Annotated in this window: 27 protein-coding genes and 1 pseudogene; 15 read left to right on the top strand and 13 right to left on the bottom strand. The window is 61.6% G+C overall.

Annotation, left to right across the window (positions count from 1 at the left end; genetic code table 11):
• Positions 1–127, bottom strand: a pseudogene (locus QZ638_RS10170) (DNA helicase); the annotation flags it as partial.
• Between the two features lie 352 nt (positions 128–479).
• Here QZ638_RS10170 and QZ638_RS10175 point away from each other — a divergent pair.
• Positions 480–896, top strand: coding sequence for a BA14K family protein (locus tag QZ638_RS10175; protein ID WP_295809645.1), 417 nt, complete (start codon positions 480–482; stop codon positions 894–896).
• 73 nt (positions 897–969) lie between these two features.
• On the opposite strand, the gene QZ638_RS10180 is transcribed toward QZ638_RS10175, so the two are convergent.
• From QZ638_RS10180 to QZ638_RS10195, 4 genes are all read right to left on the bottom strand, one after another.
• Entirely contained in the window at positions 970–1,371 is a 402-nt protein-coding gene (locus QZ638_RS10180; RefSeq protein WP_295809648.1) for a hypothetical protein, read from the bottom strand.
• A 122-nt stretch (positions 1,372–1,493) separates the two neighbouring features.
• On the bottom strand, positions 1,494–2,135 hold the full coding sequence (locus QZ638_RS10185; RefSeq protein WP_295809651.1) for an MBL fold metallo-hydrolase: 642 nt from the start codon (positions 2,133–2,135) through the stop codon (positions 1,494–1,496).
• An 88-nt stretch (positions 2,136–2,223) separates the two neighbouring features.
• Complete coding sequence (locus QZ638_RS10190) at positions 2,224–2,499, bottom strand: hypothetical protein (protein WP_295809654.1); 276 nt, start codon at positions 2,497–2,499, stop codon at positions 2,224–2,226.
• 120 nt (positions 2,500–2,619) lie between these two features.
• Positions 2,620–3,513 carry a branched-chain amino acid aminotransferase gene (locus QZ638_RS10195; RefSeq protein WP_295809656.1) on the bottom strand — a complete coding sequence of 298 codons (894 nt, stop codon included), beginning with the start codon at positions 3,511–3,513 and terminating at the stop codon, positions 2,620–2,622.
• A 250-nt stretch (positions 3,514–3,763) separates the two neighbouring features.
• On the opposite strand from QZ638_RS10195, the gene QZ638_RS10200 reads away from it, so the two are divergent.
• Positions 3,764–4,270 (top strand): MarR family transcriptional regulator, encoded by a 507-nt coding sequence (locus QZ638_RS10200; RefSeq protein ID WP_295809661.1) that lies wholly within the window; start codon positions 3,764–3,766, stop codon positions 4,268–4,270.
• 40 nt (positions 4,271–4,310) lie between these two features.
• Positions 4,311–5,033: a response regulator gene (locus QZ638_RS10205; protein ID WP_295809664.1), complete on the top strand. Its 723-nt coding sequence runs from the start codon at positions 4,311–4,313 to the stop codon at positions 5,031–5,033.
• Between the two features lie 16 nt (positions 5,034–5,049).
• Here QZ638_RS10205 and QZ638_RS10210 read toward each other — a convergent pair whose 3' ends face one another.
• Positions 5,050–5,394 carry an antibiotic biosynthesis monooxygenase family protein gene (locus QZ638_RS10210; RefSeq protein WP_295809666.1) on the bottom strand — a complete coding sequence of 115 codons (345 nt, stop codon included), beginning with the start codon at positions 5,392–5,394 and terminating at the stop codon, positions 5,050–5,052.
• 250 nt (positions 5,395–5,644) lie between these two features.
• Here QZ638_RS10210 and QZ638_RS10215 point away from each other — a divergent pair, with 250 nt between their 5' ends.
• Positions 5,645–6,985, top strand: a complete 1,341-nt coding sequence (locus QZ638_RS10215) for an ATP-binding protein (protein WP_295809728.1) — start codon at positions 5,645–5,647, stop codon at positions 6,983–6,985.
• Between the two features lie 19 nt (positions 6,986–7,004).
• On the opposite strand, the gene QZ638_RS10220 is transcribed toward QZ638_RS10215, so the two are convergent.
• A complete protein-coding gene (locus QZ638_RS10220; protein WP_295809667.1) occupies positions 7,005–7,253 on the bottom strand; it encodes a hypothetical protein in 249 nt (82 codons plus the stop codon).
• A gap of 155 nt (positions 7,254–7,408) precedes the next feature.
• On the opposite strand from QZ638_RS10220, the gene QZ638_RS10225 reads away from it, so the two are divergent.
• Positions 7,409–7,903: a DUF2165 family protein gene (locus QZ638_RS10225; protein ID WP_295809669.1), complete on the top strand. Its 495-nt coding sequence runs from the start codon at positions 7,409–7,411 to the stop codon at positions 7,901–7,903.
• 171 nt (positions 7,904–8,074) lie between these two features.
• Positions 8,075–8,938 (top strand): alpha/beta hydrolase, encoded by an 864-nt coding sequence (locus tag QZ638_RS10230; protein ID WP_366936231.1) that lies wholly within the window; start codon positions 8,075–8,077, stop codon positions 8,936–8,938.
• An 84-nt stretch (positions 8,939–9,022) separates the two neighbouring features.
• On the opposite strand, the gene QZ638_RS10235 is transcribed toward QZ638_RS10230, so the two are convergent.
• The 5 genes from QZ638_RS10235 to QZ638_RS10255 all read right to left on the bottom strand — a co-directional run bounded on the left by QZ638_RS10235 (position 9,023) and on the right by QZ638_RS10255 (position 12,366).
• The gene (locus tag QZ638_RS10235; RefSeq protein WP_295809675.1) at positions 9,023–9,493 is read right to left on the bottom strand and encodes a DUF2269 domain-containing protein; all 471 of its coding nucleotides are present in this window, start codon (positions 9,491–9,493) and stop codon (positions 9,023–9,025) included.
• A complete protein-coding gene (locus tag QZ638_RS10240) occupies positions 9,493–10,791 on the bottom strand; it encodes an SDR family oxidoreductase (protein WP_295809678.1) in 1,299 nt (432 codons plus the stop codon). The genes QZ638_RS10235 and QZ638_RS10240 overlap by 1 nt, the downstream gene beginning before the upstream one ends.
• Before the next feature lie 47 nt (positions 10,792–10,838).
• Entirely contained in the window at positions 10,839–11,192 is a 354-nt protein-coding gene (locus QZ638_RS10245) for a tRNA-binding protein (protein ID WP_295809680.1), read from the bottom strand.
• A gap of 22 nt (positions 11,193–11,214) precedes the next feature.
• On the bottom strand, positions 11,215–11,715 hold the full coding sequence (locus QZ638_RS10250) for a YbjN domain-containing protein (protein ID WP_295809682.1): 501 nt from the start codon (positions 11,713–11,715) through the stop codon (positions 11,215–11,217).
• Positions 11,716–12,051: 336 nt separating this feature from the next.
• Positions 12,052–12,366, bottom strand: a complete 315-nt coding sequence (locus QZ638_RS10255) for an accessory factor UbiK family protein (RefSeq protein ID WP_295809686.1) — start codon at positions 12,364–12,366, stop codon at positions 12,052–12,054.
• Between the two features lie 162 nt (positions 12,367–12,528).
• On the opposite strand from QZ638_RS10255, the gene lgt reads away from it, so the two are divergent.
• The 6 genes from lgt (at position 12,529) to QZ638_RS10285 (ending at position 18,287) form a co-directional block, all read left to right on the top strand.
• Positions 12,529–13,383 (top strand): prolipoprotein diacylglyceryl transferase, encoded by an 855-nt coding sequence (gene lgt / locus QZ638_RS10260; RefSeq protein WP_295809689.1) that lies wholly within the window; start codon positions 12,529–12,531, stop codon positions 13,381–13,383.
• The gene (locus QZ638_RS10265; RefSeq protein WP_295809691.1) at positions 13,380–14,468 is read left to right on the top strand and encodes a class I SAM-dependent methyltransferase; all 1,089 of its coding nucleotides are present in this window, start codon (positions 13,380–13,382) and stop codon (positions 14,466–14,468) included. The genes lgt and QZ638_RS10265 overlap by 4 nt, the downstream gene beginning before the upstream one ends.
• A 196-nt stretch (positions 14,469–14,664) precedes the next feature.
• Entirely contained in the window at positions 14,665–15,459 is a 795-nt protein-coding gene (pgeF, locus tag QZ638_RS10270; protein ID WP_295809694.1) for a peptidoglycan editing factor PgeF, read from the top strand.
• Positions 15,459–16,610 (top strand): Xaa-Pro peptidase family protein, encoded by a 1,152-nt coding sequence (locus tag QZ638_RS10275; protein WP_295809697.1) that lies wholly within the window; start codon positions 15,459–15,461, stop codon positions 16,608–16,610. The genes pgeF and QZ638_RS10275 overlap by 1 nt, the downstream gene beginning before the upstream one ends.
• A gap of 162 nt (positions 16,611–16,772) precedes the next feature.
• Positions 16,773–17,252 carry a hypothetical protein gene (locus tag QZ638_RS10280; protein WP_295809699.1) on the top strand — a complete coding sequence of 160 codons (480 nt, stop codon included), beginning with the start codon at positions 16,773–16,775 and terminating at the stop codon, positions 17,250–17,252.
• A gap of 102 nt (positions 17,253–17,354) precedes the next feature.
• A complete protein-coding gene (locus QZ638_RS10285) occupies positions 17,355–18,287 on the top strand; it encodes a ribose-phosphate pyrophosphokinase (RefSeq protein ID WP_295809702.1) in 933 nt (310 codons plus the stop codon).
• Positions 18,288–18,358: 71 nt separating this feature from the next.
• On the opposite strand, the gene QZ638_RS10290 is transcribed toward QZ638_RS10285, so the two are convergent.
• Positions 18,359–18,919: an NADPH-dependent FMN reductase gene (locus tag QZ638_RS10290; protein WP_295809703.1), complete on the bottom strand. Its 561-nt coding sequence runs from the start codon at positions 18,917–18,919 to the stop codon at positions 18,359–18,361.
• A gap of 101 nt (positions 18,920–19,020) precedes the next feature.
• Here QZ638_RS10290 and QZ638_RS10295 point away from each other — a divergent pair, with 101 nt between their 5' ends.
• The 3 genes from QZ638_RS10295 to pth all read left to right on the top strand — a co-directional run bounded on the left by QZ638_RS10295 (position 19,021) and on the right by pth (position 21,053).
• Positions 19,021–19,443: a helix-turn-helix domain-containing protein gene (locus QZ638_RS10295; protein WP_295809705.1), complete on the top strand. Its 423-nt coding sequence runs from the start codon at positions 19,021–19,023 to the stop codon at positions 19,441–19,443.
• Between the two features lie 203 nt (positions 19,444–19,646).
• The gene (locus QZ638_RS10300) at positions 19,647–20,309 is read left to right on the top strand and encodes a 50S ribosomal protein L25/general stress protein Ctc (RefSeq protein ID WP_295809730.1); all 663 of its coding nucleotides are present in this window, start codon (positions 19,647–19,649) and stop codon (positions 20,307–20,309) included.
• 24 nt (positions 20,310–20,333) lie between these two features.
• Positions 20,334–21,053, top strand: coding sequence for an aminoacyl-tRNA hydrolase (gene pth / locus QZ638_RS10305; protein ID WP_295809707.1), 720 nt, complete (start codon positions 20,334–20,336; stop codon positions 21,051–21,053).
• Positions 21,054–21,055: the final 2 nt, after the last annotated feature.

Raw genomic sequence — 21,055 nt, forward strand, 5'->3', positions numbered from 1 at the left:
GGCTCCATGCGCTGTAACCTTCGGTGACGGCGATGCGATCGAGCGCGACGTGAAGGGCGACGCCTTCGCGTCGGGACAGGGTTTTCGCCTTGCGTTTCAGATAATAAAGGGGTGCAGACAGTTTCACCGGAAACCTCCCGTTGCGAGCCGGTTTCGCAATCCCTCCTTATGCAGCCGCCCAAACAGTCGGTTTCATTGGCAGAATGCCTTGCATGAAATGTGCTTTCCCGACGGAGGGGGGCGGCGCAGGCAGCACCGGAATCGAGGATATCGCAAACGGCCCCTCCGCGAAACCGCACCCTCGCCTCCGCCAAGTCAATGTAGCGGCGTTTCCACACCAAGCATGTGTCGCGTTCATAATGGTTGAACGCGGGCTTTATGCCTTATTCAGGTGCCATTCAGGTGCGAATGGGTAAATCCTCTGCGAAAGCCGCGCCTCCCCCTGAAACATCGCGGCTCGTACTTGAAGAGGTAAAGTTATGAAACGCTTCCTGAAGACGGGCATTCTCTCGCTTACCGTCGCGGCCACAACGCTCGGAGCGATCTCCACGGCGGACGCCGGCCATCGCTATCGCCACCGGCACAGCAACAATGGCGACGCAATCGCGGCCGGCGTGATCGGACTGGCTGCCGGTGCCATCGTCGGCGGCCTGATCTCGGAATCGCGGCACGGCGACGGTCGTGTCTATATCGACCCGCCCTATCGGCCGGTTTATCGCGACCGCTATCCGGAACGCCCGGTCTACCGGGAACGCCCAGTCCGCTATCGCGCCGCGATGGAACCGTGGTCGCGCGAATGGTTCCGCTATTGCGCGAACCGCTATCGCAGCTTCGATGGCCGGACCGGCACCTTTATGGGATATGACGGTCAACGTCATTTCTGCCAGCCGCGCTAGTCTTGTCTGCCAGCCGCACCCAAGGGTTCCCTGCCCATACGAAACAAGGCCGGGCTTTGCCCGGCCTTTTTCGTCATGAAAAGCTGGATGTGCGGATCGACAAACGCATCCAATCGACACTCGGTGAAAAATAGAACCGGTCCCCGGACGCGCGATGACGAACAACGAATCTGAAACGCGAAACGCCGGTGACGGCATGCATGGCCGAGATCGCAGGCCAACGGGATACTTTCTGCAATTCGCAAGAACGCTTTTTTGCAATTCGCAAGAACGCTTTTTGCAATTCACAAGAACGCTTTTTGCGATACGCAAGAACGCTTCTCGCATTGCATGAGAACGCCACCGGAAAACGCTTTTGCGATTCTCTCTCGCGCGATTCAACTTTTAGTTGATTTTCAAAAGGCCTGTCAATCCACATCTGCATATCGCACAAGCTCTGCGTTTCGCACAAGCATTGAAGAGCTGTCACGGCCACAGACATTCCGGTTCGATAGAAGCGGGACGTGGCACAGACAGTCCCGAAGCCGGTATAACGCTTTGTCTCAACCGCCTGTCTGAAGGGCGCACCGGACCTGGACGGTCACCTCCGGGAAAGGTCTAGCGGAGGAACGGATTCGTGCGCCGTTCGTCACCGAAGCGCCCGCCGGGACCATGGCCGCAGAGGAAGCCGATGTCGTCTCCCAGCGGCAGGAGCTTCTGCTTGATGGAGCGGATCAAGGCGTCGTGATCGCCGCCCGGCAGGTCGGTCCGTCCGACAGAACCGTTGAAGAGAACATCGCCGACATGCGCAAAGGCGGCCTCGCGATTGAAGAAGACCACATGCCCCGGCGCATGTCCGGGGCAATGCAGAACCTCGAAAACATGCTCACCGAACGAGAGGGTCTCGCCTTCGTGCAGATAGCGGTCCGGCGTGACATTGCGCACGGTCTGATCGAGCCCGAACATACGTGCCTGGTTCTCCAGATTGGAGAGCAACTCGCGGTCGTCTTCGTGCGGACCGATCAACGGCACCCCGAGCGCGTCCTTGAGGTCCATGGCACCGCCGGCGTGATCGATGTGACCGTGGGTCAGCCAGATCGCTTCTATAGCGATTGCGTTGTCGTCGATGGCCGCGCGAATCCGGTCCAGATCGCCACCCGGATCGACCACCACACCGTTCTTTTCTTCTTCATCGAAAAGGATCGTGCAGTTTTGCTGGAAAGGCGTCACGGGAACGACGCCGGCACGGAGTTTGCCCATAAACCCTCTCTAGGTCCCGCCACACGAGGCCGGAAAACACGAAACGGGCAACCGCTTCCGGCTGCCCGTTTCAAAGAATCGACAAAAATCAGCTCTTGTTCATCGCGCCCATAACAGCGCCGACGATGCCTGTCAGGACACCGCCGCCGACAGCACCGCCAACGGCGTCGCCGAGCAAACCGCTCAGCGCACCGGCATCGCCGCCCATGCCTGAAAGAAGAGCGCCGCCGCCGACACCGCCAATGATGCCACTCAATATCTTGGCACCATGACCCATCGCCGCCTTCTTGACGACAGAGCCGATGGCTTCACCGCCGATAACGCCAGTCACCGCTTGCACGATAATGGGAAGTAGAGCTTCCATATCCGGTCCCTCTCATAGAGCCGACCTTCAAGGGCCGGCGCGCACATGAAAACGCGAATCCGGCACATGTCAAATAAGAGGCTGTGAATATTCGATGAGAAAACCTCCGGTTGCGCCCGCTTATTGCGCGGCCACGCGAAGTTCCGGACGCACCTCATTGGCATAGTCGTTCATCAGCAAACGCGTGATTTCGCCCACTTCGAAGCGATATGGGCCGATTTCAGAAACAGGCGTGACCTCGGCCGCGGTGCCGCAGAGGAAGCATTGTTCGAAACCTTCCATTTCCTCCGGCATGATGGCGCGCTCGACCACTTCGATGCCACGACGACGGGCAAGATCGATCACCGTGCGACGGGTGATTCCATCCAGGAAGCAGTCGGGAACCGGCGTGTGCAGGGCGCCATCCTTAACGAAGAAGATGTTCGCGCCGGTCGCTTCGGCCACCTGGCCGCGCCAGTCGAGCATCATCGCGTCGGCATAGCCTTTCGCCTCGGCCGCGTGCTTGGAGAGCGTGCAGATCATGTAAAGACCGGCGGCCTTGGATTTGGACGGCGCCGTGCGCGGATCCGGACGGCGATACTCGGCCATGTCGAGGCGGATGCCCTTCAGGCGCTGCTCCGGATCGAAATAGCTGGGCCACTGCCAGATGGCGATGGCGAGATTGATGCGGTTGCTCTGCGCCGAAACGCCCATCATCTCGCTGCCGCGCCAGGCGATCGGGCGCACATAGGCATCAGAAAAACCCTGACGGGCCAGAAGCGTGCGGCAGGCATCGTCGATTTCCGCGACCGACCATGGGATCGTGAAGCCCAGGAGACGCGCCGATTCATGGAGCCGCTCGGTGTGCTCGGTCAGCTTGAATATCTCGCCGCCATAAGCACGCTCGCCTTCGAACACGGCGCTGGCATAATGAAGGCCGTGGCTCAGTACGTGAATCCTGGCGTCTGCCCATTTGACGAATTCACCATTGAGCCAGATAAAGCCCTCGAGCTGATCAAAAGGAACCGCTGCCATGTAACCTCTCCTGCCGGTCCGTTTCCGTGGAGCCGGACAAACCGAAATGCCGCCCGCAGACGACGCCTTCAACCGTCTCAGCCTATGCGCACCTGAAAGGAATTTGAAGGATGTTCCGAAAAATGACCTTCTGAATACCTTTTCGTTCGCGCCGAAGCGAAAACATTGTCAAAAATTACCATATGCCAAAATTAAGTCAATAAGACTGACATAATTTTTCTCCAAACGCCGGAAACGACCGCAAGCAGCCATGAGCATGAATGACGCCGAACCAATCAAAACCCCGCTGACGCTGGATGACGGCGTGGATTTCGCCATTATCGAGCATCTCTTTTTCGCCTATCGCGATTTCACGGCGGACCCCGACGCCATCCTCGACGAATACGGTTTTGGACGGGCGCATCACCGGGTCCTGCATTTCGTCAACCGGTTGCCGGGCCTGACCGTGGCCGAATTGCTGGAGGTGCTGCGGATCACCAAGCAAAGCCTTGCCCGCGTTTTGAAACAACTGGTCGACGATGGGTATATCGTGCAGTTTCCCGGTCCCCGCGACCGGCGCCAGCGCGAGCTTTATCCGACACAGAAGGGCCGCAACCTGGCACTGGCGCTGGCACTGCCACAGTCCCGCCGCATCCGTGCGGCACTTGAGGAAGCGCAGCCGGGCGACAGTGCCGCGGTGGCGCGTTTTCTGCGCGCCATGGTGAACCCGGAATTGCGTCCCCAGATGGACAAATTGCCAAACGGACGTTCTAAGTAGGCATACCATGCGCGCTGTATCAGTTCAGGAGGTCGTCAAGATGAGCGAAACCGGCAGTCTCGAAAAGGATCAGCCTGTCCTGAGCGATGATGCGCCGCATTTGCTGGTGGTGGACGACGACACACGCATTCGCAGCCTGCTGAACCGTTTTCTGAAGGAGAACGGATTTCGCGTGACCATTGCCGGTAACGCGGCGGAGGCGCGCCGCAAGCTTGTGGGTCTCGATTTCGACCTCGTGGTGCTGGACGTGATGATGCCCGGCGAAGACGGGGTCTCACTGACCAAGGCGCTGCGCGAGGAGAAGGATACGCCGATCCTGATGCTCACGGCGCTTTCGGAAACCGACAGCCGGGTCTCGGGACTGGAAGCCGGCGCCGACGACTATCTGCCCAAACCGTTCGATCCGCGCGAGCTGGTGTTGCGCATCAACAGCATCCTGCGCCGCAGCAGTCCGCAATCCACCCCGAAGGTGGAACAGGTCGTGTTCGGCCCGTACGCGTTCCAGATCGCGAAGCGCGAGCTGAAACATACGGGCAAGCTGGTCAAGCTGACCGACCGGGAGCGCGACATCATGGTAATCTTTGCCGAGCGCGCGGGCGAAACCGTGCCCCGGCACGAACTGGTGGGCGAGGATTCGGAAGTGGGCGAGCGGACAATCGACGTGCAGATCAACCGCCTGCGCCGCAAGATCGAACGCGATCCGTCCAATCCCGTCTATCTGCAGACCGTGCGCGGGATCGGCTATCGGCTGAGCGTGGAATAGAGCCGGCCGCTCCGGATCAGATCGCCAGCGCCCGATAATTGGCGATGTCGGCGGCGATGCCCAGACGCGCGATCATCTCGTGACGGTCGAAACCCGTTTGCGCATGCATGCGGGCAACGGCCTCGCCGGCGCGCTCGATGGCGTCCGGGCTTTCCCACTCAACCAGTGTGACGAAGTTGAACGTGCCCGGCCCCGACGCCTGCTCGAGAATGACATCGCGGACGAATCCGGGCTGCTGCCGCAGGGTCTCGTGCGTGGCGGAAACACGCTCCAGGAATTCCTCTCGGGCCGGAACCGGAACGGCGAACTTGTCGACCCGGTAAACCGGCGCGGAAGAAGCGGTTTTCGAACTGAATGGCATGCTGTCTCCTTAAATAAACCGGCGGTAGATCCACCGTTGCGCGCAGGCTCCAACTTCAAGCCGACTTGAAGTCAAGGGCCATTGATGTGAAGGGTGCGGAAAACCTGTTCCCTCTTGCGCGTCCAATGCATAGGATCGGGCGAGATCGCAGTTCGGGAATGGGTGCCCTCAAGGGCGAATGGCGGATTTGCAAGTTAGTTCAGACGATAAGATGACACCGCTGACGCGCTTCAGGCGTGCGCTTGGCACGATGCGCAGGCCCTGGCGGCGATTCTGGCGCATCGTTTCGCGCTATATGCCCAAGCAACTTTACGCACGCTCGCTGATCATCGTCATCGCGCCCATGCTTCTGTTGCAGTCGGTCATCGCCTTCGTGTTCATGGAGCGCCACTGGCAGACGGTGACGCAGCGGTTGAGCCAGGCGGTCACGCGCGATATTTCGGCCATCATCGATATGATCGAGACCTATCCCGGCAATGACGGCTATGCGCAGGTGATCCGCATCGCTCAGGAACGGCTGGCGCTGAAGATCGATCTCCTGCCACCGGACCCCCTGCCCGCGCCCGGCCCGAAACCCTTCTTCTCCATCCTCGACCAGACGCTCAGCGAGGAGATCACGCGGCAAATCAACCGCCCCTTCTGGCTCGACACGGTGGGCAACTCCAACATCATCGAAATCCGCATACAGCTCGAAAACCAGGTGCTGCGCGTCTTCGCCAGACGCAGCCAGGCATACGCATCGAACACGCATATCTTTCTTTTGTGGATGGTGGGCACATCTCTGGTGCTGATCGCCATCGCCGTGGCGTTCCTGCGCAACCAGATCCGGCCCATCCTGCAACTGGCCACGGCCGCCGACAGCTTCGGCAAGGGGCGACCGACGCCCAGCGACTTCCGCCCGCGCGGTGCCGAAGAGGTCAGGCGCGCAGGCAGCGCCTTCCTTTTGATGCGTGAGCGCATCGAACGGCAGATCGAGCAACGTACGGCGATGCTGACGGGCGTGAGTCACGACCTGCGCACCATACTGACACGCTTCAAGCTGCAATTGGCGATGGCCGGCAACAAGGAAGACGTCGAAGCCCTCAACCAGGACATCGAGGACATGCGCTCGATGCTCGAAGGATATCTGGCGTTCGCGCGCGGCGAGGCTGCGGAGGACCCCGGCGAGTTCGATCTTGCCGCGTTTTTCGACCGCGCCGTGGAAGAGGCCGGCCTACGCGACTGCACACTCAAGGTCGAGACCAGCGGCGATACACACCTCCATGTCCGTCCCAACGCCTTCAGCCGGCTGCTGACCAATGTGATCGGCAACGCCTTCCGCTATGCCTCCAACGTTGCGATCACGGCGCACAACACAGCCGGAACGCTGACCATCACCGTGGACGACGACGGGCCGGGTATTCCCTTTGAGATGCGCGAGGATGTGTTCAAGCCGTTCGTTCGGCTCGACGAAGCGCGCAATCAGGACGAGAGCGGGACGGGGCTTGGACTTTCCATCGCCCGCGACATCGCCCGCAGCCATGGCGGGGACGTGACACTGGACGACAGCCCACTCGGCGGGCTTCGGGCGGTGATCCGGGTGCCTTCCTGACGCGCCGGCCCGCCTGGCTTCAGCGCATGGCCGGGCGCGGCGGATGATCTAGCTCGAAGATAAGCGCCTGCGCGCCATCGGCCTCAAGGCGGATACGCCGCGCGCGGACGACGAACACGATGGCATCGCCACTTCCGGCCAGTTCGACGAAATCGCCCTTGCCCACCCATTCGCCAAGGACAAGCCGACCGAGCCGCGCTTCAAGCCCGGCCTCTCCAACCTTGCGGCGCGCGGCATTCGTCAATTCGATGATCGTCTTCAAACGCACGACTCCTGCTGTCGATAACCTTGCGGAAGGAAGGGCGCGGTCTTGACCTTTCGTCCGCGGCGGATTGCACGCTATCCTTTCGTCTAACACACTGAGTCGCGACCGGACCACAGACGATGCAGTTTTCCGGCCGCTTATCGGAAGGAGGGGGCCCAATGACCTCACGCTACGCAAAAATCGCCATGACGCTCGCACTCGCTGCTTTCGCGTTCATGGTCACCTTCAACAACATCACCGATTACGGCTCGAATTTCGCGTTCGTGCAGCACGTGTTCAGCATGGACACGACATTCCCCGACAACGCGGCCATGTACCGTGCGATCACCACGCCGGCGCTGTGGCATGCGGGCTACTGGCTGATCATCGCCGGTGAGGGTCTCACCTTCGTGCTGCTTCTCCTGGGCGGCCTCAGAATGCTTGGCGCGCGCGGCGCCTCGGCCGCGGAGTTCCACGCTTCCAAGAAGCTGATGATCGCCGGCGCGACGGTCGGTTTTCTCGTCTGGTTCTTCGGCTTCATGGTCGTCGGCGGCGAGTGGTTCCTGATGTGGCAGTCCGACACCTGGAACGGGCAGGACGCCGCCTTCAAGTTCTATGTCGCAATCATCGGCGTTCTGATCTTCGTCAACCAGCGCGACGACGAAGTCGCCTAACGTCCTATTCGAAGTTCGATGGAAGGCCGTGCGGGTTCGCGATCCGCGCGGCTTTTTTGTTGCGTGAAAAATCGGCAGGCGTGTCGGATCGTCGTGACGTGCTTCGTCCTATCACCAGAACAACCGGCCATCCGCCGGATACACGCAGGAGAAACACTCATGTTCCGCACCATGTTCCGCACCGTACTGACCGCCGCAGCGATGCTTCTGACAGGCATTCTTCACGCGACCGCCGAGCCCGTGGGCGACCGCGTCGAAGTGAACGGCATGCAGATGTATTACGAAATCTCCGGACAAGGCGATCCGCTCGTCGTCCTTCACGGCGCCTACATGAACATCCCGACCATGGGCGCGATCATCCCCAGGCTGGCCGAGACGCACAAGGTTTATGCGATCGAGTTCCAGGGACATGGCCGCACGACCGACATCGACCGCCCCATCACTTATGAGAACCTTGCCGACGACGTGGCCGCCTTCATGGATGCGGTGGAACTCGAGAAAGCGGATGTGTTCGGCTATTCCATGGGCGCCGCCGCCGGGCTGCAATTCGCCATCCGCCATCCCGAACGCGTCAACAAGCTGATCGCCGCGTCCGTCGCCTACGACGCGGAAGGCTGGCAGCCGGCGTTCAAGGCATTCATTCCACAGATGACGGTGGAGATGTTTCTTCAGATGCCGTTTGCCGAGGAATACAAGGAACTGGCCGCCGACCCGGACGGTTTTCCGGCGCTGGTCGAAAAGCTGATCGCGCTCGAACACGAGCCGATGGCCTGGGGTGAGGACGTGAAAGCGCTCGACATGCCGGTGCTGATCATCAGCGGCGACGCCGACGTGAACACGCTTGAACACGCCGTATCCATGTTCCGGTTGCTGGGCGGCGGCGATATGGGCGACATGGGCAAGCCGCTGCCCGAATCGCGCCTCGCCGTCCTGCCGGCGACTTCACACACCGCCGTCATGGGACAAGTGGATCTGCTGCATGCGCTGATCGAGCCATTCCTCATGGGGGAAACGCCGAAAAGCATGTTCGAGTGAGAGTGCGGAACAAGCCGTGCGGACGGAGCGCTCCGCACGGTTTTTCATTATGCGAAAGAGCCGCCGGGGCCCCTGCAGCGGCGATTAGAACACCGGCTTGGCAAGCATCAGCCAGACGATTGCAAGAACACCCAAGAATGCAGGAAAGCCGCAGGCAAACCAGATGCGGTAAAGCCGGTAATAGCGATCCGGCAAAGGCGCGTTATGATCGGCCGCCTGCCGCGCAAGCCGGCGCAGCGCCATCTGGATCCAGACAACAGGAAGCCAGAAGGCCCCCACCATAACGTAAAGCGCTATGGACAAGACAAGCCATCCCTCGGTGAGATCCCAACCGAGGCGAAAGGCGAGCCACAGGCCGGTGACGGGCTGGATCAGCACAGCACTCGCTGTAAAGAGAAAATCGGCGATCACCACGGTCGAGGCCACATGAGCGATCAGAACCGGGTCGCGGCTTCGGTGCGCCATGAACATGAAAAAGGCGATGCCAGCCCCGGTGCCCAGAAGCACACAGGCGCCGACGACATGCGCCCAGCGAAGTGCATTGTCCAGAAGCATCAGCGCTCCTCCAGAAGAAGCGCCGTCATCCATGCAAGAACGGTTCCCGGCAACACTTTCATGTACGGACCAAGCGGGTCGAGCCACAATTGCGGAAGGAAGGTCGTTCCGGCCAGAAGGTAAAGGACCGAGACCACCAACATACCCAGACAGGCCCGACGGGCGAACGGGCGGTACAGGATGGCAAGTCCGAGAACCATATCGACCAGCGATCCCGCGAAGACGGCAAACGCCGACACCGCACCGGGAAAACCCGCTGTGGTGAGCAACCCGGTTGCCGCATCGAAGCGCAGAAAGCCGATGAGCCCGGACAGGAACCAGAAAACGGCAAGAAGGGCGATGGCGAGCGGCAGGGCAAGCGATAGTCGGGAAAACCAGCGCTCCTGAGACGTTGCCGGAAGGTGCGCCAGCGTTTCGCCGAGCCGCGCGACAGGCCGCCTCATCGCCGCGCGAAACGCGGCGTCGTCTCCGTCAATGCCGCCGGCCATGACGGCCATGGCCGTGGAGCGCAGGGGCGAGCGCCAGCCGAGAAGGCCGAGCGCGTCTGCCCCGAAGCCCACTGCCGCACCAAGCCAGACGGGAAGAGAGACAACGCGGCGCGGCGCGGGGAAACCGAGCCAACGGCGAAAGGCAAGCGCGACATCGGCAAGCGTGCCGGCGTCCCGCTCCACCAGTTCGATGTCGCGCCCGGCAACGAAAGCGGGAGAAACGGCTGCGACGACGAGATCGGTGAGATCGCGGATCGAGACGGTGCCGACGCGCGCCTTCGGGTGCACGAGCGGCAGAATGAAGGGAAAGCCGGCCAACATGCGCAGAAGCGCGGTGCCACCGTAGGCGTTCTGACCGATGACGAGGCCGGGTTTGAGGACGATCCAGTCCAGATCGCTTTCGCGCAGGCGCGCGTCGGCCATGCCCTTGGTACGCATGAACTCGGTCGCGGCACAAGGCGAAGCGCCGGGCGCGGAAATCTGGATGAAGCGATCGACGCCCGCTGCCTCGCAGGCGGCGAAGAGCGCGATCATGGCGTCATGCTGGAGGGCTTCGAGATTGTCGCGCGCGCCGCTCTGCAGCGCGCCGGCGCAATTCACGACAGCATCGATGCCGGCAAGATGAGCGAGCCAGTCGGCGGGAAGCCTGGCGGTGGCGATATCGAAGCCGATCCATTCAAACTGCGGCGCCAACCGGCGACCGGCCTCGACGGTACGTCCGAGCCCGACAGGTTCGTGCCCCGCGGCGGCGAGCCTTCGCATGACTTCAAGTCCGATGAAACCGTATCCGCCGAGCACCAATATGCGCATGGTTGCCTCACGGGGTGGCCCGGCGCGCCATCACTCGGGGACCGCCCCTAGTGCAAACGGCTGCCGTTGGGCACTTTCTTGTCAGAGCCGGCGAGAACGATCGCCCCCTCCTCGTCGGCAAAGCCCATGACGAGAATCTCGGACATGAACTTGCCGATCTGACGCGGCGGGAAATTGACCACCGCGACCACCTGCCGACCCAGCAGATCCTCCGGCGTGTAGTGGACCGTCACCTGCGCGGAGGATTTCCTGATGCCGATCTCGGGACCGAAATCGACTTTCATCTTGATCGCCGGCTTGCGGGCTTCGGGAAAAGGCTCCGCCTCGACAACGGTGCCGATGCGGATATCCACTTTGAGGAAATCGTCGAAGGCGATTTCCGGTGCCTTTTCCGATGACATGCCCGCTCCCCTGTCCTGCCAACTATGCGTTGCCGTAGGTCTCGAACAGAACGCTGTTCAGGGCTTCCTGCGCGGTGCTGCCCGACCAGATGACATACTGAAACGCCTGATAATAGCATTCGCAGGCTTCAAGGGCGCTGTTCAGCATGGTTTCGACCTGCTGCCCGGTGGGCTCGACGCCGCCCGACAGGACGAGCGCCTGACGGAACATCACAACGTTTTCGCGCTCCCAGAGGTCGAAATGGCCGAACAGCATCTGCTCGTTGATGAGCGAAAGGAGCCGCATGACTTCAAGAGTACGCTTCGCAGGCACTTTCAGATCAAAGGCGCAAGCCACGTGCAGCGCCTCGAATTCCTCCATCCAGGAGAAGGACACGTTGTAGTCGGTCCATGTGCCGGCCACGGCGATGGCGATCTCGTCGTCGCCATTGCGCTCGAAGCTCCAGTCATTGGTGTGCGCGACATGTTCGATGACATCCACGGGATGCGCATCACGGGTCATGTCGAGTTCAAGAAGGCTCATTAATCTGCTTTCCCGTATCTGGAGGCGCCGCAACACCCCGCAAGAATCCACATGGGGAGCGAACTCCCGCAAGACGTTTCAAACCTGAAACACAGTGTGGAGCGACAACGACAACGCATGGAACTTACGCGGGCCCGCCCCTGCCCGACTGCATGACCAGTTACGAATCACGCTGTAAATTCAGTGTATTGATGCAGAGTCGCGTGACCAGACCTTTTTTGCAGTGAGAGCCGGAGGCGTGTGGATAGAAGCGCCGCGCAACAAGGGGCCGGGCAGCGTAAGCGACTCTCGAACAAGGATTTTTCGACGCCATACACAGGCGACGGTAATAAAAAATTATTTTTTCGTCCGGGCGGATGACGCCGGTTTCGAATCGGATTTTGCAGTCTTCGCCGCCCCGCCCTCGGCCAATCGGGCTTCAAGTTCATCGATGCGGGCCGTCAAAGCGGCATTTTCCTCGCGCGCCTTCAGCGCCATTTCGCGAACCATCTCGAACTCTTCGCGCTGGACGACGTCCATCGAATTCAGAACGCGCTCGGCTTGCGCCTGAAACGCCGTTTCCACCTCGCGGCGCACACCCTGCGCCGCACCCGCGGCGTCGGTCATCAGCTTGGCGAACTCATCGAGGATTCGGTTGCTTCCGTTGGTCATGGCTCATTTCCCAATTGTACCTTTGACCTAGTGCCCCGAACGGACGAATGCAAGGCAAACCGGGCGCACACTCAAGCGGCGCGCCGCTTTTGAGCTGCCTTGACCTCGCCCCGATGCTCCGCAATACCACCCGCATTCATGTTCATGCGCCGGGAGGCCCGATTGACCGACTATGTGACGATGCCGCTGGCCGCCCTGCCCTTTCCCAACATCGACCCGGTGGCACTGCAGATGGGGCCGATCGCGGTCCATTGGTATGGGGTCGGCTATGTGGTCGGCATCCTTCTCGGCTGGTGGTATGCGCGCCGCCTGGTCTCGAACGAGCGGCTTTGGGCCGACGGCAAGCCGGCGCTGACGGCCAACGATCTCGACGATTTCGTTTTGTGGGCGGCCATCGGCATCGTCGCCGGCGGGCGGATCGGCTATATCCTCTTCTACGATCTGCCGCGCTATCTCTCCAATCCCTTCGACATTCTCGCGGTTTGGGAGGGAGGCATGTCGTTTCACGGCGGACTGCTCGGCGTGACGCTCGCAATGCTGCTGTTCGCCAGGAAACGCGGCATCAACACGTGGAGCCTGTTCGACACGATTGCCGCCGTGGTGCCGATCGGGCTCGGACTCGTGCGGGTCGCCAATTTCATCAATTCGGAACTATGGGGCCGTGTCACGGACGTGCCTTGGGCTTTCGTCTTTCCCAATGGCGGACCGGAACCACGGCACCCCAGCCAGCTTTACGAGGCGGCGCTCGAGGGGCTAGCGCTGTTCGTCGTGCTGCGGCTCCTCACTCACAGGGGGCTGAAACTCAGGATGCCGGGCTTCGTTGCCGGCGCCTTCGTCTGCGGCTACGGCCTTTCGCGCATCGTGGTAGAATTCTTCCGCGAGCCGGACGCGCATATCGGCTATCTCGTCGGCGGCTGGCTGACCATGGGCATGGTGCTTTCTGTGCCGATGGTGGTTGTGGGCGTTTGGGCGATGCTCAGGGCACGGGCCAAGACCGCCCCGGCAACCGCGGGATGACGGCGCTCGAGGACCGCATCAGGGCACAGATCGAAACGGCGGGGCCGATAAGCGTCGCCGACTACATGGCGCTTTGTCTGTTCGACCCGGAACAGGGCTATTACACGACGCGCGAGCCTTTCGGAGCGGCGGGCGACTTCACCACCGCGCCGGAAATCACCCAGATGTTCGGGGAACTGTGCGCCGTATGGCTCTACACGGCCTGGAAAGCGAGCGGCACGCCGCAGGCGCCGGTCGTGGCGGAGATCGGCCCCGGACGCGGCACCTTGATGAAGGACATGCTCAGGACCTGGGCGAAAATCGATCCGGCTTTCAGCCGACGGATGCGGCTTTGCATGATCGAAGCAAGCCCGCGTCTGAGCGAGGTGCAGCGCAAGACGCTCGCAATGTCCGCGCCCGAACCGATCTGGATCGCCGACATCGACGCGCTGCCGGCAGGTCCGCTCTTCATCATCGGCAACGAGCTTTTCGATGCCGTTCCGGTGCGCCAGTACGTGAAGACCGATTCGGGCTGGCGGGAGCGCGCGGTCGGTCTCGATTCGAACCAAAGGCTTTCTTTCATGGCTGGGGCCGGCGCACCCGACGAGACACTGCTGCCGCCGGGCGCCAAATCGGCTCCCGAAGGCGCAATCGTCGAGCTTGCGCCGGCACGCAACGCATTGATGACGCGCATGGCCGAACGCATACGCGCGCAGGGCGGCGCCGGGCTCTTCATCGATTACGGCTATGCCAAGCCGGGTCTCGGCGACACGCTGCAGGCGCTGCGGGGCCATGCCTATCGGGATGTTCTGAAGGAACCGGGCAAGGCGGACCTGACGGCGCATGTGGACTTTTCCGCCCTCGCCCAGGCAGCAAGAGACGAAGGCCTCGCCGCCGAACTGATGAACCAGGGCGACTTTCTCCTCAAACTTGGAATTCTGGAGCGGGCTGGGCGTCTGGGCGCGGACAAGAACGCCACGGAACAGCAGGCGATCCGGGAGGCGGTGGAACGGCTGGCCGGACCGGACCGGATGGGGACGCTGTTCAAGGCCCTTGCCGTAATGCAATCCACAGTGGCGGTTCCACCATTCGTTTCGCCGCATTGACTTGGTTTCGCCCCTGCCCCACCATCCCGCCGCTGGTGAGGTGGATCGAGGGCGCGATGCGATACTCAAATCCGAGAACCACGCCGGAAACGTTAACTTGCCGGTGTCCGATCAAAACCGAAAACCGCGCGATGCGCTCCGAATATCAAGCGGATTTCGGCTTTTGGACATTGGAGAGCATCTGAAAAGGCGGCGCATGCTTGACACAACGAGGCCGGAGCCCGTGCGGTCCCCGCGACTGGACCGTGAACGGGAGAATGGCGTGGGGCATGGTTTCTTCACCCGCGCCGGCGGCCTTTCGAAAGGGCTGTATGAAGGTCTGAATGTCGGCTATGGCTCCGGCGACGCACGCGACGCGGTGACGGAAAACCGCCGGCGCGTGGCCGAATGGCTGGGCGTCGGTATCGACGAACTTCTGACCGTCCATCAGGTACACTCGCCCCACGCCATCATCGTCGACGCGGCATTCGGCGGAACACGCCCCGAAGCCGACGCGCTGGTGACCGACCGGACAGGACTGGCGCTTGGCGCACTGACGGCCGATTGCGGGCCGATCCTGTTCGCCGATGGCAAGGCGCGCGTTATCGCCGCCGCCCATGCCGGCTGGAAAGGCGCGCTCACCGGCATTCTGGAAAACACTGTCGCGGCGATGGAACTTCTGGGCGCGGAGAGAGAGAACATCACCGCCGTGCTCGGCCCCTCCATCAGCCAGGAGAATTACGAGGTCGGCCCGGAATTCGTCGAGCGCTTCGTCAACCACAACCCGGCCAACCGGACCTTTTTCCGCCCCTCGGGCACGCCGGGCCATGCGCTTTTCGACCTCAACGGCTACACGGTGGCACGGCTCACGGCCGCTGGCGTCAACGCGACGCAAACCGGGCACTGTACTTATGCCGAGGAAGAACGCTTTTATTCGTATCGTCGCGCCACCCATCGCGGCGAAACGGATTATGGACGCCAGATTTCAGCGATCGTCTTGGAGGACATTTGATGGCGCTTCATTTTGACCAGGCAGAGTTCGATTCCCGGCGCGACCGTCTCATCATCGAAATGGCGGAACGCAAGCTCGACGCCATGCTGCTCTTCGCGCAGGAGAGCATGTACTGGCTCACCGGCTACGACACGTTCGGCTTCTGCTTCTTCCAGTGCCTTGTCGTGAAGGCCGACGGCTCGATGGTGCTACTCACACGTTCGGCCGATCTGCGCCAGGCGCGCCACACCTCCAACATCGAGAACATCGTTCTTTGGACCGACCGGCAAGACGCCAATCCGGCGGTCGAGCTGCGCAACCTCATGAACGATCTCGACCTGCTGGGCGCACGGATCGGCGTCGAATACGACACGCACGGGCTGACCGGACGCAGCACACGTCTGCTCGACGAGCAATTGCAGACTTTCGGCAAAATCGAGGACGCATCGGATCTCGTCGGCCGGCTGCGGCTCTTCAAGAGCGAGGCGGAGATCAAGAAGGCGAAACGGGCCGCGAAACTCGGCGACGAGGCGCTCGAGGCGGCCCTGCCACTCATCAAACAGGGCGGCGACGAAGCGGCGATCCTGGCGGCCATGCAGGGTGCGGTGCTCGCCGGCGGCGGCGACTACCCGGCCAACAACTTCATTATCGGCTCGGGCGAGGATGCGCTTCTGTGCCGCTACAAATCGGGCAGACGCAAGCTCAACAAGAACGATCAGATCACGCTCGAATGGGCCGGCGTCTACAATCACTACCACGCTGCAATGATGCAAACGGTGCTGACGGGCAAGGTTTCCAAGCGCCATCAAGAGCTTTTCGAGGCGGCCCGCGACGCACTCACTGCCGTGCAGAAGGCGATGACGCCGGGCAACACTTTCGGCGACGTGTTCGACGCGCACGCCCGCGTGATGGAAACCCATGGCCTGACGAAACACCGGCTCAACGCCTGCGGCTATTCTGTGGGCGCGCGCTTCGCGCCGTCCTGGATGGATCCGCAAATGTTTTACGCCGGCAATGAAGAGCCCATCGCGCCCTGCATGACGCTGTTCGCACACATGATCATCATGGATTCCGAAACCGGCAATGCCATGTGTCTCGGGCGCACCTACCTGACGACGGAAGACGATCCCCAGCCACTCTCACGCTACGGGCTGGACCTGATAACCAGGTAGAGGCAATATGGCCGCGCATGAACGAAGGCATTCAAGGGGGGCTTCGGTATTTTAGCAAAGCGCGCCATTACGAGCATTGCCCTTGTCAGTGCTGCAAGCCTTGCCGGCTGCAACACGGGTTCCATGCTCGACCTGAACTCCGGACCAACGCCGGCGACTGCCGTGCCCGGAACGCAATCTCAACCGGTTCAAACGCAGCCGCCGACAGCAACCGCGCTCGCACCGCCGACGGATGCGGCAAGCGAAAGCGCGGCAGCCCCCTTGCAGGCAGTAACCAGCGATGCGCGGATTCAGTTTGCGCCCGTGATCGGTGCGACCGCGGAGGCCGTACCGGCGCTTTCCAGGCGGCTGGAAGCGCGGGCGCGGCAGAGCGGCCTGGCCATCGTCCCACAGGGCGGCAACGCCTCGATGATCATGAAGGGTTATTTCTCGGCCATCGCCGATGGCGGCAAGACGACCGTGATCTATGTATGGGACGTGCTCGATCCCTCGGGCAACCGGTTGCATCGCATCCAGGGCCAGCAGGCTACCCCCGGCGGCAATGGAGACGGCTGGTCGTCCGTCACCAGCGCCACGATGGAAGCGGTCGCGGATTCGACGATCAACCAACTGTCCACATGGCTCACCCAGCGACAGAGCTGATTTTTTCGGATTTCATCGTGATTCTTCGTCCAGGCGCTTGCAATACAGCCTCACGCCGTTAAAAGCGCGGTCAAGCGTCAAGGCCTTCTCCGAGGACATTCCATGAAGCTCTTTGCGGGCAATTCCAACCGGGTTCTGGCAGAGGCCGTTTCCCGCTATCTCAACATTTCTCTCGGCAAAGCCACGGTACGGCGTTTCGCCGACCAGGAAATTTTCGTCGAGATCCAGGAAAACGTGCGCGGCGAGGACGTTTTCGTTCTGCAGTCGACCGCCTATCCGGCAAACGATCATCTGATGGAACTACTCATCATGATCGACGCCTTCCGACGGTCTTCGGCGCGGCGCATCACGGCGGTTCTACCCTATTTCGGCTACGCCAGGCAGGATCGGCGCACATCGGGCCGCACGCCGATCTCCGCCAAGCTGGTGGCGAACCTGATCACTCAGGCCGGTGCCGACCGCGTGCTGACGCTTGATCTGCACGCCGGCCAGATCCAGGGCTTTTTCGACATTCCCACCGACAACCTCTTCGCCGTGCCGGTGATGGCGCGTGACGTGAAGGCCAATTACACGCTTTCCAACGTCATGGTGGTTTCGCCCGACGTGGGCGGCGTGGTGCGGGCGCGCTCTCTGGCCAAGCGCATCGATGCGCCGCTGGCCATCGTCGACAAGCGCCGCGACCGGCCGGGCGAATCCGAGGTGATGAACGTCATCGGCGACGTTAGCGGCAAGGACTGTCTGCTGATCGACGACATCGTCGATTCCGGCGGCACGCTTTGCAACGCGGCCGACGCGCTTTTGAACAACGGCGCGACCAGCGTGACCGCCTACATCACCCACGGTGTTCTTTCCGGCGGCGCGGCCGCGCGCATCAGCGGCTCGCGCCTCAAGGAGCTGGTCATTACCGATTCCATTCAGCCGAGTTCAGCCGTCGAAGCGGCGGAGAGTATCCGCACCATCACCATCGCCGACCTGATCGGTGAGGCGATCTCGCGCACGGCAACGGAAGAATCGGTGTCCAGCCTCTTCGATTGATTTCATCCTTCGGATGCGAAAAAGCCGGCCATGCGTGGCCGGCTTTTTTTGTCCATCCCGGCCGACGGAACTCAGGCGGCGGCGCGATCCTGGGCCGCACCGACCCAGGCTGCGAACCGGTCGACGAAACCGGACAGAAACGCCCTGGTGTCTTCGTTGGCAACGTCGTCGTTGCCGTCGATCAAGTCGGGCTTCATCTGGAGATAGACCTCAGGGCTCGTCATCAGCGTCGCCCCCATGCTGACCATGATGGAGCGCAGATGGATCTGGGCGGCAATCGACCCCATCGCACCGGGGCTCGCACCAACGACGGCGGTGGGCTTTCCTGTCCAACTGTTCTTGCCCCAGGGCCGCGAACCCCAGTCAATGGCATTCTTGAGAATGGCGGGAATGGAGCGATTGTGCTCCGGCGTGACAAACAGAAGACCGTCGGCGGCAGCGACGCTGTCCTTGAGATGCTGGGCGGACGCGGGATAATCGGCAACGTCGTCATCGTTGTACATCGGCAGGACCGACAGATCGAAGTATTCGAACTCGAGACGCCCTTCAGCGAGCTTTTCGAGCGCTTTGGCAAATTTGAGATTGATCGACTCTTTGCGATTGGAGCCGACGAGAACCACGACTTTCTTCATTTTTCATTCCTCTGTCCGGCCGGGTTCAAGTTCCCGGTGGTATCTTTTGGTAACCGGGCCTATATCTGTCAGTGGAAAACGGGTTGCAAGAAGGCACCTTTATGAAACCGCGTTACGGACACATATCCGACAGATGCCGCCCCATCAGCGAAATCCTGTCGCTCATCGGCGACAAGTGGACCTCGCTCATCATCGGACGGCTCCATGAAGAACCGCTGCGTTTCAACGAACTGAAGCGGCGCGTCGACGGCATTTCGCAAAAGGTTCTCACCGCCTCGTTGCGCGCGCTGGAGCGGGACGGTTTCGTGGAGCGCATAACGCATCCCACCGTTCCGCCGAGCGTGGAATACCGGCTGACGCCGTTCGGGCAGGAACTGGCCGAACCGCTTTCCGCGCTGAAACATTTCGCGCTCGACAACGCCGGACGCATGGACGCAGCGCGCGCACGCTACGACGCGCGCAATGGCGACCAACAGGCAGGAACCCGCAAACCGCAGCAGATTGTGCCAGCGGCCTTGCCTTGAAAGGCGTCGCGCTCTTGCGCACAGCCCTTCCATCGGCTATAGACCCGCCGTCCGCGTAGACACCCTTGGAGGCAACGCGGATGGAAGTTCGCCCGATACAATGCGGTCTTCAGGCAGCGCTTCTCGCGCCGCCGTTTTCCGTTTCGGTCGGCTTTCACGCTTTCGGATTTCCGGAAGCGCTCCAAAACATGAAAGGACAGGCCATGAGCCATCAGACTTACGAGCTGAAGGCCGAGGCGCGCGAACGGGTCGGTAAGGGGTCCGCCCGGGCTATTCGGCGCAACGGTAGAATTCCCGCCGTCATTTACGGCGACAAGGGTGCCCCGGTTTCCATCACACTTCCCTACAAGGAAGTGTTCATGAAGATCCACAGTGGCGGCTTTCTCACCACGATCGCGACCATCGACGTCGACGGCAAGACCTACCAGGTCCTTCCGAAGGACTACCAGCTCGACCCGGTCCGCGATTTCGTCATGCATGTCGACTTCCTGCGCATCGGCAAGGGCACGGTCGTGACCGTCAACATTCCGGTTCACTTCCTCAACGAAGAGACGGCACCCGGCATCAAGCGCGGCGGCGTTCTCAACGTCGTGCGTCACGAAGTCGAGTTCACCTGCCCGGCAACGGCGATCCCCGACTATATCGAGGTGGATCTGGATGGCATGGATATCGGCGATTCCGCCCATATCTCGGCCGTCAAACTGCCGGAAGGCGTGGAACCGACCATCACCGACCGCGACTTCACCATCGCAACCATCGCAGCCCCGGCCAGCCTGAAATCGGAAGGGTCCGAGGCCGACGAGGAAGAAGAGGGTGCGGACGAGGAAGCCGAGGTCGAAGAGAAGGAGGGCGAGGGCGAGGAGTAATCCTCCCCTTTCCTGCAAAATCTCATGCTGCTCATTGCAGGGCTCGGCAATCCCGGCCAGCAATACGAACGGCACCGGCACAATGTCGGTTTCATGGCGGCGGACGCGATTGCGCGCCGCCATAGTTTTTCGCCGTGGTCGAAGAAATTCAAGGCGCTGGTGGCCGAAGGCCGCGTCGGCGGCGAGAAGGTCCTGCTGATAAAGCCGCAGACTTTCATGAACCTTTCGGGCCAGGCGGTCGGCGAAGCGATGCGCTTCTACAAGATCGGTCTGGACGACCTGATCGTCTTCTACGACGAGCTGGATCTCGCTCCGGGCAAGCTGCGCATCAAGACGGGCGGCGGCTCGGGCGGACACAACGGCATCAAATCGATCGACGCCCATTGCGGCAAGGATTATCGGCGCGTGCGCATCGGCATCGGCCATCCCGGCGACAAGGCACGCGTCAACCCGCATGTGCTCGGCGATTTCGCCAAAGCGGACCAGGCATGGCTCGAACCGCTGCTGGAGGCGACGGCCGACAATGTCGCCATGCTTGCCGAGGGCGACGAATCGGGTTTCATGAACCGGGTCAGCCTTGCGGTGAAAGGCAGCGGCGCGGAGCCGGCCGAAAGGCCGGAGAAGAAGCCCGCGAAGAAGAAAAGTCATATTCGGCAGGCGCGGCAGCAGGGGCCCTCCGCCCCCATTCCGGAAAGCGGCCCCATGGCGGCCATGCTGAAAAAACTCCTCGGCCAGAAGGAATAGGA

Origin of the sequence: uncultured Nitratireductor sp. (genome assembly GCF_913053745.1) — a bacterium.
In the GTDB taxonomy this organism is placed as follows: domain Bacteria; phylum Pseudomonadota; class Alphaproteobacteria; order Rhizobiales; family Rhizobiaceae; genus Nitratireductor.